Annotated in this window: 12 protein-coding genes and 2 tRNA genes; 11 read left to right on the forward strand and 3 right to left on the reverse strand. The window is 66.0% G+C overall.

Annotation, left to right across the window (positions count from 1 at the left end; genetic code table 11):
• The first annotated feature begins 101 nt into the window (after positions 1-101).
• The 10 genes from AC5P8J_RS03270 to AC5P8J_RS03315 all read left to right on the forward strand — a co-directional run bounded on the left by AC5P8J_RS03270 (position 102) and on the right by AC5P8J_RS03315 (position 11,319).
• Positions 102-178: transfer RNA gene (locus AC5P8J_RS03270), tRNA-Met, on the forward strand.
• A gap of 82 nt (positions 179-260) precedes the next feature.
• A tRNA-Met gene (locus AC5P8J_RS03275) sits at positions 261-337 on the forward strand.
• A gap of 367 nt (positions 338-704) precedes the next feature.
• Positions 705-1,295, forward strand: a complete 591-nt coding sequence (gene rimP / locus AC5P8J_RS03280; protein ID WP_019660578.1) for a ribosome maturation factor RimP — start codon at positions 705-707, stop codon at positions 1,293-1,295.
• Positions 1,296-1,299: 4 nt separating this feature from the next.
• Positions 1,300-2,811, forward strand: coding sequence for a transcription termination factor NusA (gene nusA / locus AC5P8J_RS03285; protein WP_019660577.1), 1,512 nt, complete (start codon positions 1,300-1,302; stop codon positions 2,809-2,811).
• Positions 2,812-2,903: 92 nt separating this feature from the next.
• Complete coding sequence (gene infB, locus AC5P8J_RS03290) at positions 2,904-5,546, forward strand: translation initiation factor IF-2 (protein WP_019660576.1); 2,643 nt, start codon at positions 2,904-2,906, stop codon at positions 5,544-5,546.
• 205 nt (positions 5,547-5,751) lie between these two features.
• Positions 5,752-6,135 (forward strand): 30S ribosome-binding factor RbfA, encoded by a 384-nt coding sequence (rbfA, locus tag AC5P8J_RS03295; protein WP_019660575.1) that lies wholly within the window; start codon positions 5,752-5,754, stop codon positions 6,133-6,135.
• A 108-nt stretch (positions 6,136-6,243) separates the two neighbouring features.
• On the forward strand, positions 6,244-7,152 hold the full coding sequence (truB, locus tag AC5P8J_RS03300) for a tRNA pseudouridine(55) synthase TruB (protein ID WP_021202194.1): 909 nt from the start codon (positions 6,244-6,246) through the stop codon (positions 7,150-7,152).
• 174 nt (positions 7,153-7,326) lie between these two features.
• Positions 7,327-7,587 (forward strand): 30S ribosomal protein S15, encoded by a 261-nt coding sequence (rpsO, locus tag AC5P8J_RS03305; protein ID WP_005417886.1) that lies wholly within the window; start codon positions 7,327-7,329, stop codon positions 7,585-7,587.
• 151 nt (positions 7,588-7,738) lie between these two features.
• Positions 7,739-9,847 (forward strand): polyribonucleotide nucleotidyltransferase, encoded by a 2,109-nt coding sequence (pnp, locus tag AC5P8J_RS03310; RefSeq protein ID WP_005417884.1) that lies wholly within the window; start codon positions 7,739-7,741, stop codon positions 9,845-9,847.
• 281 nt (positions 9,848-10,128) lie between these two features.
• On the forward strand, positions 10,129-11,319 hold the full coding sequence (locus AC5P8J_RS03315) for a glycoside hydrolase family 18 protein (RefSeq protein WP_021202193.1): 1,191 nt from the start codon (positions 10,129-10,131) through the stop codon (positions 11,317-11,319).
• Between the two features lie 126 nt (positions 11,320-11,445).
• Here AC5P8J_RS03315 and AC5P8J_RS03320 read toward each other — a convergent pair whose 3' ends face one another.
• Genes AC5P8J_RS03320 through AC5P8J_RS03330 form a run of 3 tightly spaced genes read right to left on the reverse strand, consistent with a single transcriptional unit; the run spans position 11,446 to position 13,575 of the window.
• Positions 11,446-13,005, reverse strand: coding sequence for a PepSY-associated TM helix domain-containing protein (locus AC5P8J_RS03320; RefSeq protein ID WP_495216607.1), 1,560 nt, complete (start codon positions 13,003-13,005; stop codon positions 11,446-11,448).
• 10 nt (positions 13,006-13,015) lie between these two features.
• A complete protein-coding gene (locus tag AC5P8J_RS03325) occupies positions 13,016-13,279 on the reverse strand; it encodes a hypothetical protein (RefSeq protein WP_021202191.1) in 264 nt (87 codons plus the stop codon).
• A complete protein-coding gene (locus AC5P8J_RS03330) occupies positions 13,279-13,575 on the reverse strand; it encodes a hypothetical protein (RefSeq protein WP_021202190.1) in 297 nt (98 codons plus the stop codon). Before AC5P8J_RS03330 ends, AC5P8J_RS03325 begins: the two co-directional genes overlap by 1 nt.
• A 430-nt stretch (positions 13,576-14,005) precedes the next feature.
• Between AC5P8J_RS03330 and thrS the strand changes: the two genes are divergently transcribed.
• Positions 14,006-15,907 (forward strand): threonine--tRNA ligase, encoded by a 1,902-nt coding sequence (thrS, locus tag AC5P8J_RS03335; protein WP_058979607.1) that lies wholly within the window; start codon positions 14,006-14,008, stop codon positions 15,905-15,907.
• The last annotated feature ends 7 nt before the right edge of the window (positions 15,908-15,914 follow it).

Consider the following 15,914-nt stretch of genomic DNA (forward strand, 5'->3'; position numbering starts at 1 on the left):
TGTAATATGCGCAGCCTGAGTTGTCACTGCAGCGGTTCAGCCAGAACATCGTTGCGGTAGCCGTCCTCGAAAGAGCGCGGCAACAGTTCAAACACTTCCGGTGCGGGGTGGAGCAGTCTGGCAGCTCGTCGGGCTCATAACCCGAAGGTCGCAGGTTCAAATCCTGCCCCCGCTACCAACGTCGGATCGGCGCCAACCGATTTGATGGATGAGGGAAAGCTTGCATGTTTCGAAGCAATCGCTCATAATTCCGCTCCTGATGCGGGGTGGAGCAGTCTGGCAGCTCGTCGGGCTCATAACCCGAAGGTCGCAGGTTCAAATCCTGCCCCCGCTACCAAGTAAAGAGATCGCCTTCGAAGTCCTCCTTCGAAGGCGTTTTTCTTTGGGTTGTGGCCCGTTTCTGTAGAGTCGAGCCATGCCCGAACTGCCGGTGCGGAAAAGGGGCTGCCCCCAGGCCCGCACCTTGCACCAGCGCGGTGCAGCCGCTATCATCAGCGGCCTAGCAGTACCCCTGAAGGCGGCCTCCCAGCGGGAGTCCGGATCCGGAAGGAGGGCCGCGACCGGCAGGCAATGCAGGTTGCAACCGGAATCCAGTCACCGGAGTCTTTCCGGAAAAGGGGCCCAGCGGGCCCTTTGTCGTTTCCGGGGCGTCATGTTTTCACGCTGGCCAAGGCCGGCACCCAACCAAGAGATCAAGGCAGGCTGTGAGCGACAAGGCAACCGACATCGCGAATCTGCTCGCCCCGACCGTTGTGTCGCTGGGCCTGGAGCTGCTGGGCGTTGAGTATCTGCCGGCCCCCGGCGGTGCGACCCTGCGCCTTTACATCGACGTGCCACTGGCTGAACAGCCCGAGCGCATCATCAATGTCGACGACTGTGAGCGGGTCAGCCGCGAAGTGTCGGCGCAGCTGGACGTCGAAGACCCGATCAGCGGCAATTACACGCTGGAAGTGTCCTCGCCGGGCGTGGATCGCCCGTTGTTCAACCTGGAGCAGTTCGCTCGCCACCAGGGTGAATCGGCCAAGGTCACGCTGAAGCTGCCGCAGGACAACCGTCGTCGCCTGCAGGGGCGTATCGAGGCGACCGACGAGGCTGCGGGCACCATCACCTTCATCGTCGACAAGGCCGAAGTGGTGGTGTCGGCCGACAACATCGACAAGGCACGGATCATGCCCGACTGGGTGGCGCTGGGGCTGGCCCCGAGCAAGCCGACCGGTCCGGCACCGAAGCGTCCGAAGCCGAACACGAATTCTTCTTCCAACGAGCCGGCGGCAAAGAAGCCGCGCGCGGAGTGAGCCAATGAGCAAGGAACTGTTGCTGGTAGTCGACGCAGTCGCCAACGAGAAGGGCGTGCCGCGTGAAGTGATCTTCGATGCCATCGAGGCCGCTCTGGCCTCGGCAGCGAAGAAGCGCTATCCCGACGAGGAAGTGCTGACCCGCGTGGTCATCGACCACAAGGATGGCAGCTACGAAACCTTCCGCCGCTGGGAAGTGGTGGCCGATGATGTGGTCATGGAGTCGCCCGACCGCCAGATCCGCCTGATGGATGCCGTCGACGAAGCCGAAGGCGTCGAGGTCGGCGACTACATCGAAGAACAGATCGAGAACCCGGACTTCGGCCGCATTGCTGCCCAGGCCGCCAAGCAGGTCATCGTCCAGCGCGTGCGCGAAGCCGAGCGCCAGCAGGTCGTGGACGCGTGGAAGGATCGTGTCGGTGAGTTGATCACCGGCGTGGTCAAGCGCGCCGAGCGTGGCAACATCTATGTCGACCTCGGCGGCAACGCCGAAGGCTTCATTCCGAAGGACAAGGGCATCCCGCGCGACGTGCTGCGCGCCGGTGACCGCGTGCGCGGCTACCTGGCCGAGGTCCGTTCGGAACCGCGTGGTCCGCAGCTGTTCATCAGCCGCGCCGCCCCGGAATTCATGATCGAGCTGTTCAAGCTGGAAGTGCCGGAAGTCGGCCAGGGCCTGGTGGAAATCAAGGCCTGTGCGCGCGATCCGGGCGATCGCGCCAAGATCGCCGTGCTGGCCCACGACCAGCGCACCGATCCGATCGGTGCCTGCATCGGCATGCGCGGTTCGCGCGTGCAGGCCGTGTCCAACGAGCTCAACGGCGAGCGCGTGGACATCGTGCTGTGGAACGACAATCCGGCCAACTTCGTCATCAATGCGATGGCGCCGGCCGAAGTCCAGTCGATCATCGTCGATGAAGACAAGCACTCGATGGACCTGGCCGTTGCCGAAGACCGTCTCGCCCAGGCGATCGGCAAGGGCGGCCAGAACGTGCGCCTGGCCAGCCGCCTGACCGGCTGGCAGCTCAACGTGATGACCCAGGACCAGGTCACCGCCAAGTCGGAGGCCGAGCAGGCCGCCGCACGCCAGCTGTTCATGGACAAGCTGGAAGTGGACGAAGAGATCGCCGGCATCCTGGTCAGCGAAGGCTTCGGCACCGTCGAGGAAATCGCATATGTCCCGGTCGGCGAACTGCTGGCCGTGGAAGGTTTCGACGAAGACATCGTCGAAGAGCTGCGCGCTCGTGCCCGCGATGCGCTGCTCAATGAGGCCCTGGCAGTCGAGGAAGGCCTTGAAGACGGCCAGCCGGCGCAGGACCTGCTGTCCCTGAAGGGCATGGACGAAGCCACCGCGTATGCGCTGGCCGGCCACGGCGTGCGTACCAGCGAGGACCTGTCCGACCTGGCCGCCGACGAGGTCATGGACTTCGGCATTGAAGGGCTGGACCAGGAGCGCGCTGCGGCGCTGATCCTGGCCGCGCGTGCCGAGGAGATCGCCCGACTGGAACGCGGCGAATGAGCCGGCAATGAACAGGGCCCTGAGCCGCTCAGGGCGTAGAATCCGCGCCACCTCCAGATGCGGGGGGGCGCCCACAAGATCATAGGATCCGAATGTCGCAGCAAACCACCATCCGCAAGCTTGCCGAACTGGTCAACACGCCGGTCGAAAAACTGCTGGAACAGCTGGCCGGTGCCGGCATGAAGTTCAGCGGTCCCGACCAGGTCGTGACCAGTACCGAGAAGGTGAAGCTCCTGGGCTTCCTTCGTCGTTCGCACGGCAAGCCCGAGCAGGCCCCGGAAGAGACGGATCAGTCTGCAAAGAAGATCACGCTCAACCGCCGGAAACAGCAGGAAGTGACGGTCAGTTCCGGTCGCAGCAAGACGACCGTGAATGTCGAGGTGCGCCAGAAGCGTACCTACGTCAAGGATGGTGCTCGCGCCATGACGCCGGACGAAGAGCGCGCCGACATCCTGCGCAAGCTGGAAGAGTCGCGTGCGCGCAACCTCGCCGAACAGCAGGCGCTGGCCGAAAAGGATCGTCTGCGCGACGAAGCCATCGTCCGTGCCCGCGAGGAAGAGGCCGCCGCCAAGGAACGCGCCGAGGCCGAGAAGAAGGCCGCCGAGGAAGCTGCGGCTGCCGCCAAGGCGGCCGAGACGCTGGCTGCCAGCAAGCCCAAGCGTGCTCCGATCGACGAAACCGCGCCGCGCCCGCCGCGCGCCCCGGCGACAGCTCCGGCTGCGCCGCGCAGTGCGCCGCCGCCGCGCAACGACGACCGCAACAACCGCAGCGCGCCGCGCAACGAGCGTGGCCCGGGTGATCGTTTCGCCGGCCAGATGCACCTGTCTGCGGCCGATCGTGCGCGTCGTGGCAACAGCAACAACAGCAACACCCGTGGTCGTCCGGGCGGCCGCAACCAGGCCGGTGGCCGTCGCGACATGTCGCGTGGTGGCAACAACGCCGGCCCGCACGCGTTCGAACGTCCGACCGCACCGGTGGTGCGTGAAGTGGCGATCGGCGACACCATTACCGTGGCCGACCTGGCGCAGAAGCTTGCGCTGAAGGGTGGCGAGGTGGTGAAGGCGCTGTTCAAGATGGGCGTGATGGCCACCATCACCCAGTCCATCGACCATGACACCGCCGCGCTGGTGACCGAAGAACTCGGCCACAAGGCGATCCGTGCCAACGACAACGACGCCGAAGACGCGCTGCTGGCCTCGGCCGGTGAAAACCAGGGCGAAGCCACCCAGCGTCCGCCGGTGGTCACCATCATGGGCCACGTCGACCACGGCAAGACCTCGCTGCTGGATTACATCCGCCGCACCAAGGTTGCCACCGGCGAAGCCGGCGGCATCACCCAGCACATCGGTGCCTACCACGTGGATACGCCCAAGGGCGTGATCAGCTTCCTGGATACCCCGGGCCACGCGGCGTTCACCTCGATGCGTGCGCGCGGCGCCAAGCTGACCGACATCGTGGTGCTGGTCGTTGCTGCCGATGACGGCGTCATGCCGCAGACCAAGGAAGCGATCCAGCACGCCCGTTCGGCGGGTGTGCCGCTGATCGTGGCGATCAACAAGATCGACAAGTCCGACGCCGACCCGATGCGGGTCAAGAACGAACTGCTGTCCGAGCAGGTCGTGGCCGAGGACTTCGGTGGTGACACCCAGATGGTGGAGATCTCGGCCAAGACCGGCCTGGGCATCGACGACCTGCTGGACGCCATCTCGATCCAGGCCGAACTGCTGGAACTGAAGGCGGTCGACGAAGGCCGGGCCTCGGGCGTGGTGATCGAATCGTCGCTGGACAAGGGCCGTGGCCCGGTCGCCACCGTGCTGGTGCAGCAGGGTCGCCTGAAGAAGGGCGATTACCTGGTGTGCGGCATCCAGTACGGCCGCGTGCGTGCGCTGTTCGACGAAACCGGCAAGCAGCCGGAGTTCGCCGGCCCGTCCATCCCGGTGCAGGTCCTGGGCCTGTCCGGCGTGCCGGAAGCCGGTGACGACTTCGTGGTCGTCGAGGACGAGCGCCTGGCCAAGGACGTTGCCCAGCAGCGTGAGACCAAGCGCCGTGAATCGCGCCTGGTCGCCACCGCGGGCAGCCGCATGGAAGACATCATGGCGACCCTGGGCAAGGGCGAGGGCCAGCAGGTCCTCAACCTGGTCATCAAGGCCGACGTGCAGGGTTCGGTGCAGGCCCTGAGCCAGGCACTGGTCGCGCTGTCCAACGACGACATCCGCATCAACGTGATCCACTCCGGCGTGGGCGGCATCACCGAGTCGGACGCCAACTCGGCGGCCGCTTCGAAGGCCACCGTCATCGGCTTCAACGTGCGTGCGGATGCTTCGGCCCGTCGCATCATCGAATCCAACGGCGTGGACCTGCGTTACTTCTCGATCATCTATGACGTGATCGATCAGGTGAAGCAGGTGGCCTCCGGCCTGCTGGGCGTGGAGATCCGCGAAGAGATCATCGGTATCGCCGAGGTCCGCGACGTCTTCCGCAGCTCCAAGCTGGGCGCTGTTGCCGGCTCGATGGTCATCGAGGGCGTGGTCAAGCGCAACAAGCCGATCCGCGTGCTGCGCGACAGCGTGGTGATCTTCGAGGGCGAGCTGGAATCGCTGCGTCGCTTCAAGGAGAACGTCGAGGAAGTCCGCAACGGTACCGAATGCGGTATCGCGGTGAAGGCCTACAACGACGTCAAGCCGGGTGACCAGATCGAGTGCTTCGAGCGTATCGAAGTGCCGCGCACCCTGTAATGCTGCAAGGCGGCCCGACCAACGGTCGGGCCCTACCGTGATGTAGAACCCGACCAACGGTCGGGTACCATGGTAGATGTAGCGCCCGACCGTTGGCCGGGCGACAATCGAATCAAAGATGGCGCCCGACCGTTGGCCGGGCGACAATCGAATCAAAGGTAGCGCCCGACCGTTGGTCGGGCGACAACTGAACCAAGAGCTCCTCGTGCCCAAGACTTTCCATCGAACCGACCGTGTCTCTGCCCAGCTGCGCCGCGAACTCGGCACCCTGGTGCACAACGCCGTGCGCGAGCACGGGTTGCCCTCGGTGAGCGTGTCCGACGTGGAAATCACCCGCGACATGGCTCATGCCAAGGTCTTCGTCACCGCGCTGATGCCGGAGCGTTCGGCGGAAGCGGTGGCCGGCCTGAAGGAACTGGGCTACCGCCTGCGCATGGACCTGGCCCGGGCGATGAAGCTGCGCCATGTGCCGGAGCTGCATTTCCACTACGACGACTCGGTCGATCGTGGCGAGCATATCGACAACCTCCTGCGCGACCTGCCCGATACGCTGGCCGCGGAGAAGCGTCGCGAGAGCGACGAAGAATAAGCCAGCGCCGGGCCCATGCCCGGCGTCTTTTCATTCTGACCGTGCGAGGCCGGACGCTGGCCGCGCTTCGCGCTCGCCGGGCATGGCCCGGCGCTACCCGTATCTGTCATGACCCGAATTCAGTTCCGCCGCCTGGATGGCATCCTGCTGCTCGACAAGTCGACCGGCATGAGCTCCAACGCCGCCCTGCAGGTGGCCCGTCGCCTGTTCCGTGCCGAGAAGGGCGGCCACACCGGCAGCCTCGACCCGCTGGCCACCGGTCTGCTGCCGCTGTGCTTCGGCGAGGCGACCAAGATCGCTGGGCTGCTGCTGGGGTCGGCCAAGGCCTACGATGCCGAGATCGTGCTCGGCCAGACGACCGATACCGACGATTCCGAGGGCCAGGTGCTGCTGCAGCGCCCGGTACCGGCGATCGGTGCCGAGGCCCTGCAGGCCGCGTTGGCGCCGCTGACCGGCAACATCCGCCAGCGTGCCCCGGTCTATTCGGCACTGAAGCAGGGTGGTGAGCCGCTGTATGTGAAGGCCCGCCGCGGTGACGTCATCGAGGCGCCGGAACGCGAGGTGCAGGTGCACGCCATCGACGTGCTGGAGCAGCAGCCTGAGCGCTTGCGGCTGCGCGTGACCTGCGGTTCGGGCACCTACATCCGCAGCCTGGCCCGCGACCTGGGCGAGGCGCTGGGATGTGGCGCACACATCAGTGCGCTGCGCCGGCTCTGGGTGGAGCCGTTCCGCGAACCGGCGATGGTCACCCTGGACCAGCTGCGGGCGATGGCCGAGGCCGGCGACGAGGCGGCCATGGATGCGCTGCTGCTGCCGCTGGCGGCCGGCCTGGCTGAATACCCGCGGGTCGATCTCGATGCCGACCAGACCCATCGCTTCTGCGTCGGCCAGCGCCAGCGCGACCCGTCCTGGCCCCACGGCCTGGTGGCGGTGTTCGGTCCGGGCGATACTGTCCAGGGGCTGGGCCAGGTCGATGACAGTGGTCTGCTGGCTCCGCAGCGTCGTTTCAACCTCTGACCGGGGCCAGGGCGGTTCAGACCCGGTCCTTGTCCCGGAAGCCCCTGGCCGTTACAATTTCGCGGCCGTTTTCCGGCAGCCTGCCTCGTGCAGGTTTCATCCTCGTAGTCCACGGCGAGCCTGGCGGTGCGCGAAGCGCGTTCCTGCCGGCCACGCATCACAGAGAAAAAAGAAATGTCGATCGACACCCAGAAGGTCATTGAAGACAACAAGCGCAGCGCCGCTGACACCGGCTCCCCGGAAGTCCAGGTGGCCCTGCTGACCGCCCGCATCGAACTGCTGACCGGCCACTTCAAGACCCACAAGAAGGACCACCACAGCCGCCGCGGCCTGCTGCAGATGGTCAACCGCCGTCGCAGCCTGCTCGACTACCTGAAGAAGAAGGACGTCGAGCGTTACAAGGCCCTGATCGAGAAGCTTGGCCTGCGTCGCTAAGCAACGAATTCCCCGCGGCGCAGCGATGCGCCGCGGTTTTGTTTTGTAGTACCGCAATCCCCGATTCAGGCCGGAACGATCCGGTCACCCGCTGGCGGCAAGGGTCGCCGACGGTCCAAATTCGCAGACAGCATCCCCAAGGACACCCTCCGTGGCAAAAATCACCAAAACCTTCCAGTACGGCAAGCACACCGTCACGCTTGAGACCGGCGAAGTCGCCCGCCAGGCCAGCGGTGCCGTCATCGTCAAGATGGACGACACCGTACTGCTGGTCACCGCCGTCGCCGCCAAGAGCGCGCGCGAAGGCCAGGACTTCTTCCCGCTGACCGTCGATTATCAGGAAAAGTTCTACGCCGGCGGCCGTATCCCGGGTGGTTTCTTCAAGCGTGAAGGCCGTGCGACCGAGAAGGAAACGCTGATCTCGCGCCTGATCGACCGTCCGATCCGCCCGCTGTTCCCGGAGGACTACAAGAACGAAGTGCAGATCATCGCCACGGTGATGTCGCTGAACCCGGACGTGGACGGTGACATCCCGGCCCTGATCGGTGCCTCGGCTGCCCTGGCCCTGGCCGGTACCCCGTTCATGGGTCCGATCGGCGCTGCCAAGGTCGGTTACAAGAACGGCGAGTACATCCTGAACCCGACCGTCAGCGAACTGGCTGACTCGCAGCTGGAACTGGTCGTCGCCGGTACCTCCAACGCCGTGCTGATGGTCGAATCCGAAGCCGCGCTGCTGTCCGAAGAAGTGATGCTGGGCGCCGTGACCTTCGGTCACCGCGAAATGCAGAAGGTCATCAACGCGATCAACGAGCTGACCGTCGAAGCCGGCACCAAGCCGTCGACCTGGGAAGCCCCGGCCAAGAACGACGCGCTGATCTCCGCCCTGAAGGAAGCCATCGGCCCGCGCCTGGGCGAAGCTTTCCAGGTGCGTGACAAGCTGCAGCGCCGCGACGCCATCTCGGCGATCAAGAAGGACGTATTCGAAGCCCTGGCGGGCCGCGTGGCCGCCGAAGGCTGGAACCCGGCCGAGCTGTCGAAGGAATTCGGCGAGCTGGAATACCGCACCATGCGTGACTCGGTGCTGGACACCAAGGTCCGCATCGACGGCCGTGCGCTGGACACCGTCCGCCCGATCACCGTGAAGACCGGCGTGCTGCCGCGTACCCACGGTTCCTCGCTGTTCACCCGCGGCGAAACCCAGGCCATCGTGACCATCACCCTGGGCACCGCCCGTGATGGCCAGGTCATCGACGCCGTTGCCGGTGAGTACAAGGAAAACTTCCTGTTCCACTACAACTTCCCTCCGTTCTCGGTGGGCGAGTGCGGCCGCATGATGGGCCCGAAGCGCCGCGAAATCGGCCACGGTCGTCTGGCCAAGCGCGGCGTGCTGGCTGTCATGCCGTCGCTGGAAGCCTTCCCGTACACCATCCGCGTCGTTTCGGAAATCACCGAGTCGAACGGTTCCTCGTCGATGGCCTCGGTCTGCGGCTCGTCGCTGGCCCTGATGGACGCCGGCGTGCCGGTGAAGGCCCCGGTGGCCGGTATCGCCATGGGTCTGGTCAAGGAAGGCGATCGTTTCGTGGTCCTGTCCGACATCCTGGGTGACGAAGATCACCTGGGCGACATGGACTTCAAGGTCGCCGGTACCGCTGAGGGCATCTCCGCCCTGCAGATGGACATCAAGATCGAAGGCATCACCGAAGAAATCATGAAGCAGGCCCTGCAGCAGGCCAAGGCTGGCCGCCTGCACATCCTGGGCGAGATGGCCCACGGCCTGACCGCTCCGCGTGAAGAGCTGTCGGACTACGCGCCGCGCCTGCTGACCATCAAGATCCACCCGGACAAGATCCGCGAAGTGATCGGCAAGGGCGGCTCGACCATCCAGGCCATCACCAAGGAAACCGGCACCCAGATCGACATCCAAGACGACGGCACCATCGTCATCGCGTCGGTCAACGCCATCGCTGCCCAGGCTGCCAAGGCCCGCATCGAGCAGATCACCTCGGACGTCGAGCCGGGCCGCATCTACGAAGGCAAGGTCGCCAAGATCATGGACTTCGGTGCGTTCGTCACCATCCTGCCGGGCAAGGATGGCCTGGTCCACGTCTCGCAGATCTCCAGCGAGCGCGTCGAGAAGGTCGGCGACAAGCTGAAGGAAGGCGATGTGGTCAAGGTCAAGGTGCTGGAAGTCGACAAGCAGGGCCGTATCCGCCTGTCGATGAAGGCAGTCGAAGAAGGCGAAGGCGCCAGCGCCGAATAATCGGTACTGCTGATCGTGCGGTGGGTGAGGACCGTTGGTCCTCACGCTTTCGCAAATGAAAAAGCGGGCTTCGGCCCGCTTTTTCTTTGCCTCGATGTTGCGAAAAGAAGCTCATCCAGGTCGCTGCATGTCCTGCTGCAGTGCATGATCGCCGCCACGCGGCCATCGTTCTGTCTCGGTTGTACGGATCGCGCCTGTCCATGGGACGACATGCCGCGATACCCGTACCGCAGCCCCATCGGTTTGCTAACGTGGCGGCGCCTTCGAACCGGGAGATCTCCATGTTCCGCCAGACCGTGGCCGTCCTTGCCGTGCTGATTGCCGGTGTCTTGCCCATCGCCGCGCACGCGGCGCCCGCGCAGCCGCCGATCTTCGGCGCCTACTACCCGGGCGGCTCGGCCGAACGCTATCCGGTCTCGAGCATTCCAGCCGAGCGCCTGACGCATCTGTTCTATGCGTTCTCCACCATCGAGGACGGGCGCTGCACGATCGGTGCGGAAGCGCCGAAGAATTTCGCCGCACTGGCCGAACTCAAGAAGGCGCATCCGCACCTGCGCACGCTGATTTCGATCGGTGGCTGGGGTGCGGGTGGGTTCTCCGATGCAGCGCTGACCGAGGCCAGCCGCAAGCGCTTGGTCGATTCGTGCATGGCGCTGTTCTTCGATCGCCATGCCGGCAGCTTCGACGGCGTGGACATCGATTGGGAGTTCCCGGTCAGTGGCGGACCGAAGGAGCTGGCGCATCGCCCGCAGGATCGCGTCAATCTGACCCGGCTTGCCCAGGCCTTCCGCGCGGCACTCGATGCGCGCGGCCGCAGGACGGGGCAGTCGATGCTGCTGACTGCCGCGCTGGCCGCCGGTCGCCTGCAGACCGATGGCCCCTACGATCCAGCAGCGAGCTATGACCTGCCGGCGCTGGCCAAGGTGTTCGATTTCATCAACCTGATGAGCTACGACATGGGCACCGGCTTCTCCTCGGTGTCGACCTTCAATGCGCCTCTGCATGAAGTGCCGGCCGATCCGCTGGCGCCGGAGCTGCGGCGCTGGAACAACGTGGCCGGCGCGGTGCAGTTCTACCGCGAGCACGGCGTGCCGGCCGGGAAGCTGGTGCTGGGCGTACCGTTCTACGGGCGCGGCTTCAAGGTCACCGGCGACGCCCCGGATGGGCTGTACCAGGCCTACAGTGCGCCGGCTGATGCCGGCGACTGGCGGGTGATCAAGGCGCGCTATCTCGACCAGCCGGGTTGGACGAAACACTGGCAGCCGCAGGCGCAGAGCCCGTGGCTGTACAACGCCGCGCAGAAGATTTTCATCAGCTATGAAGACCCGCGCTCGATCGGGCTGCGTGCGCAGTTCGCCCGTGAGCAGGGCCTGGCCGGGGTGTTCATGTGGGAACTGACCGGCGATGACGAACAGGCCAGCCTGCTCAATGCCATGCTGGGCCCCTGGCAGAAGGCGCGCATCGGCGATTGAGTGTCGGGTGGCGCGTCGTGCTGGGCCCATGCCGCAACGTCACCGACCTGATACACACACTGCGGTGTACGTCGTTGCCCGTGCCAAGCCGACTTCCAGTAGCACCGGGCCATGCCCGGCGAAGGCTCAATCGGCCCAGACGCTGTTGGGATCGCCGTTGCGGGCGCGGCGTTGGCTGGCCACGGCCAGACGCGCGAAGCCGAAGGCCATCGCCAGCGCGATGGCATCGACCCAGAACAGCGGCCAGTGCCCCCCTGCGGCGGCGCGCCACAGCCAGTCACCATTGAGTGCGCCGTGCAGCACCGGCACCAGCGCGGTACTGACCGCCGCCGCCGACAGCAGTTCGCGCGCGGCCTGCGCCGGGCGGCGCAGCGTGGCCCATAGCGCGCAGGCCGCCCAACTGCCGAAGCAGGCCCAGCGGATGCCGTGGTCGACCGCCGACGGTGCCAGCCGCTCCAGCACCAGTGCGGTGCCGAACGCGATCGAGATCGCCACGCACAGGCCGATGCACACGCCGACCGTGGCCCGCGCCATGTTCACACCGGCACGTGGCTGTTGCGGCTGGCGACGCTTGCGCCGCGACTCGATCCACAGCAGGTTGCCGGAGTAGAACAGGAACGCACCGCCGAGTCCGAGCAGGAAGTACAGCCAGACCACCACGCCATTGCCGAATTCGCCGAAGTGCAACGCGTAGGCGGCGCTGAGCGTGGCGTGGTTGGCGTCGCGCTGGCCCGGCAGCTGCGACGCGAGCAGATTGCCGGTGGCGACGTCCAATGCCACGGCACCAAGCGGGCCGAGGGTGCCACTGGCCTCGCCGGTGATCTCGATCGTCGCGTTGGCATCGCCGCCATTGGCCAGCTTCAGATAGGCCGGTTCGAAGTTGGCCACGCCCTGTGCGCGGGCCACTTCAAGTGCGCGCGCATGCAGCACGCGCAGGCTGCCCGGCGGTGCCGGGATGCCACTGGCATTGCGCACCGGCGCGGTGTCCATCGCAGTCGGTACTGCCTGCAGCGCTTTGCCGTCGTAGATCAGCGGATTGAGCAGGGCCATCTGCACGAACACCAGGCAGAGCAGGGCGCCGGTGACCGCGAACATCAGGTGGAAGGGCAGGCTGAGCACACCGACCACGTTGTGCGCGTCCTGCCACAGCTGCTTCAGGTTGCGCCCCGGACGCAGCGCGAACAGGTCGCCGAGCAGCTTCGGCAGATGGATCACCAGGCCGCTGAGCAGTGCCATCCCGTACAGCAGGCTGACAATGCCCATCACGTAGATCCCGGCCACGGGCAGGCCGAGGCTGTAATGGAGTTCGTTGACCAGTTCGGCCAGTCCGGTCTGCGGTGGTGTGGGGCTGCCGGCGATCTGCCCCGGCCACGCATAGCGCCAGCTGCCGTCATCGGCCTGCCAGTACGCCAGAGGCTGCGGGTGTTCGGTGCCGGGGAAGGTCATGCCGACGTGGCGGCGCGCTTCCGGATGCGCCGCCAGCACGTCCTCCAGCAGGTACTGGGCGTCATCCAGGCTGGCCGGGAGTGCCGTGGCGGCGCCCGGTGTCTGCCACCGCGGCAGGTCATGGTGGAACAGGGTCAGCGAGCCTGCGTAAAAGGCCACGAACAGGCCGAAGCCGGCCACCAGGCCGACCCAGGTGTGCAGGGTGGTGAACGTGCGCAGGGTCTGCGAACTGAACTTCATGGCGTGGATCTCATTGCACCGCGCCGGTCAGGCGCAGCAGCCCGAGCACGACGAAGCCGGTGGCGGCGCTGCCGCCCAGCACCAGCCAGGCGCGCAGCGCGCTGCGGAAGCTGAACGACCACAAGGCGGCCAGCATCCACAGCGGGATGAAGGCGATCAGGGTAGGTACCAGCGCTCGCTGCCAAGGGCCAGGCGGAAGCCAGGCCAGCAGGCCGGTAACGGCGGCTGCAAGCAGGAAGCCGACGATGATGCCGGCGAAGGCGCGCGCCCACATCAGGGCAACTCCGTGCCCGGTCGGTGCCAGGCGGCCAGCGCCGGCAGCAGCATGGCCGCGAGCATCCAGGTGCACAACATCGCCACCAGGCCGGCGGCAAAGCCGAGCTCGGCCATCCACAGCCACAGCGCGGCGGCAGCGGCGACCAGGCCGATCTGGCGGCCCAGGCGGCCGGCGCGGCGCAGGCGCGGCCAGCGGCAGTGGGGCGAGGCCGCATAGAAGGCCAGTGCCGAGAACATCGCCGCCAACATGCCCAGGCTGCAGAAACCCAGCGTGGAGAGGCCGACGGTGATCATCGCGGGCAGCCTGCGCGGCGGCGGGTCGGCGAACGCGGGGCACGGGCGGGGCCGGCGGCAGCCGGTCGAAGCGGGTGGCGCATCACGAGGTCCTGGGGGAAAGCGGGCAGGCTGGCACGGGGCGGGCTGCGCGCACATGGTAATCATTGCGTTTTCACGCCGCCAGCGCGGCTCATTCAGCGGGCCGTACGGTGGCCCTTGGGCTTTCCGGTGCGCTGGTTTAAGATCATCGCAGAACCCCTGACTGGAACAAGGTGGCCCGCGCCCAGCGCCGGCCGAGCGTGCGACATGAGCACTACCACCGCCCACTGTTGACCTGCCCCCGAAGGCCCTGCGTTCCAGGCGCCCTCGCGGCGCTTTTTTATTGCCCGGGCAACGGCCCGGGAACGCTTTCCAGCCCGCCCGGCGGGCCCCGCACGAAGCCACTGCGATGATCAACATTACCCTTCCCGACGGCAGCCGCCGCGAATTCGAAAACCCTGTGAGCGTCATGGAGGTTGCCCAGTCGATCGGCGCCGGCCTGGCCAAGGCCACCATCGCCGGTGCCGTGGATGGCGTGCTGGTCGATGCCAGCGACGTCATCGACCACGACGCCAGCCTGCGCATCATCACCGCCAAGGACGAGGAGGGCGTGGAGATCATCCGCCACTCCTGCGCCCACCTGGTCGGCCACGCCGTCAAGCAGCTGTACCCGGATGTGAAGATGGTGATCGGTCCGGTGATCGCCGAAGGCTTCTACTACGACATCTATTCCGAGCGCCCGTTCACCCCGGACGACATGGCCGCGATCGAGAAGCGCATGGGTGAACTGATCGCCCAAGACTACGACGTCATCAAGAAGATGACGCCGCGCGCCGAAGTGGTCGAGATCTTCAAGGCCCGAGGCGAGGACTACAAGCTGCGCCTGATCGAGGACATGGCCGACGACATCCAGGCGATGGGCATGTACTACCACCAAGAATACGTGGACATGTGCCGCGGCCCGCACGTGCCGAACACGCGCTTCCTGAAGGCCTTCAAGCTGACCCGCATCTCCGGCGCCTACTGGCGCGGTGACGCGCAGAACGAGCAGTTGCAGCGCATCTACGGCACCGCCTGGGCCGACAAGAAGCAGCTGGAGGCGTACATCAAGCGCATCGAAGAAGCCGAAATGCGCGACCACCGCCGCATCGGCAAGCAGCAGGACCTGTTCCACCTGCAGGAAGAAGCCCCGGGCCTGGTGTTCTGGCACCCGAAGGGCTGGGCGCTGTGGCAGGTGGTGGAGCAGTACATGCGCAAGGTCTACCGCAACAGTGGCTATGGCGAAGTGCGTTGCCCGCAGATTCTGGACGTGAGCCTGTGGAAGAAGTCCGGCCACTGGGACAACTACCAGGACAACATGTTCTTCACCGAATCGGAGAAACGCACTTACGCGGTCAAGCCGATGAACTGCCCGGGCCACATCCAGGTGTTCAACCAGGGCCTGCACAGCTACCGCGACCTGCCGATCCGCTACGGCGAGTTCGGGTCGTGCCACCGCAACGAGCCGTCCGGCGCGCTGCACGGCATCCTGCGCGTGCGTGGCTTCACCCAGGACGACGGCCACGTGTTCTGCACGGAAAACCAGATCGAGTCGGAAGTGACTGCCTTCCACCAGCAGGCGCTGGCGGTCTACCAGCACTTCGGCTTCGACGAGATCCAGATCAAGATCGCGCTGCGCCCGGAATCGCGCCTGGGTGACGACGCCACCTGGGACAAGGCCGAAGGCGCGCTGCGCTCGGCACTGACCGCCTGTGGCGTGGAATGGCAGGAGCTGCCGGGCGAGGGCGCCTTCTACGGCCCGAAGATCGAGTACCACCTGAAGGATGCCATCGGCCGTACCTGGCAGCTGGGCACGATGCAGGTCGACTTCATGATGCCCGGCCGCCTGGGCGCCGAGTACGTGGACGAGAACAGCCAGAAGAAGCACCCGGTGATGCTGCACCGGGCCATCGTCGGCTCGATGGAGCGTTTCCTGGGCATCCTGATCGAACACCATGCCGGCCAGTTCCCGGCCTGGCTGGCGCCGACCCAGGTGGTGGTGGCCAACATCACCGACGCCCAGGCCGACTATGTCTCGGGCGTGACCAAAACCCTTGCGGAGCAAGGCTTCCGCGTCAGCTCGGATTTGCGTAACGAGAAGATCGGCTATAAAATCCGCGAGCATACGTTGCAGCGCGTGCCCTACCTGCTGGTCATCGGTGACCGCGAGAAGGAAAATGGGGCTGTGGCGGTGCGTACGCGTTCTGGCGAAGACCTGGGCAGCATGAGCCTGCAGGCCTTCATCGAGCGGCTCCACGCCGAGGGCGCGTAAGCAAAGG

The sequence above is a fragment of the Stenotrophomonas sp. YJH_SMC_37 genome (assembly GCF_059370035.1).

Bases quoted from the DNA above. Each gene is read 5' to 3' on its own strand.
- AC5P8J_RS03330 (WP_021202190.1), bottom strand. From the start codon at position 13,575: ATGATCACCGTCGGCCTCTCCACGCTGGGTTTCTGCAGCCTGGGCATG.
- rpsO (WP_005417886.1), top strand. From the start codon at position 7,327: ATGTCGATCGACACCCAGAAGGTCATTGAAGACAACAAGCGCAGCGCC.
- nusA (WP_019660577.1), top strand. From the start codon at position 1,300: ATGAGCAAGGAACTGTTGCTGGTAGTCGACGCAGTCGCCAACGAGAAG.
- infB (WP_019660576.1), top strand. From the start codon at position 2,904: ATGTCGCAGCAAACCACCATCCGCAAGCTTGCCGAACTGGTCAACACG.
- AC5P8J_RS03325 (WP_021202191.1), bottom strand. From the start codon at position 13,279: ATGTGGGCGCGCGCCTTCGCCGGCATCATCGTCGGCTTCCTGCTTGCA.
- AC5P8J_RS03315 (WP_021202193.1), top strand. From the start codon at position 10,129: ATGTTCCGCCAGACCGTGGCCGTCCTTGCCGTGCTGATTGCCGGTGTC.
- truB (WP_021202194.1), top strand. From the start codon at position 6,244: ATGACCCGAATTCAGTTCCGCCGCCTGGATGGCATCCTGCTGCTCGAC.
- AC5P8J_RS03320 (WP_495216607.1), bottom strand. From the start codon at position 13,005: ATGAAGTTCAGTTCGCAGACCCTGCGCACGTTCACCACCCTGCACACC.
- thrS (WP_058979607.1), top strand. From the start codon at position 14,006: ATGATCAACATTACCCTTCCCGACGGCAGCCGCCGCGAATTCGAAAAC.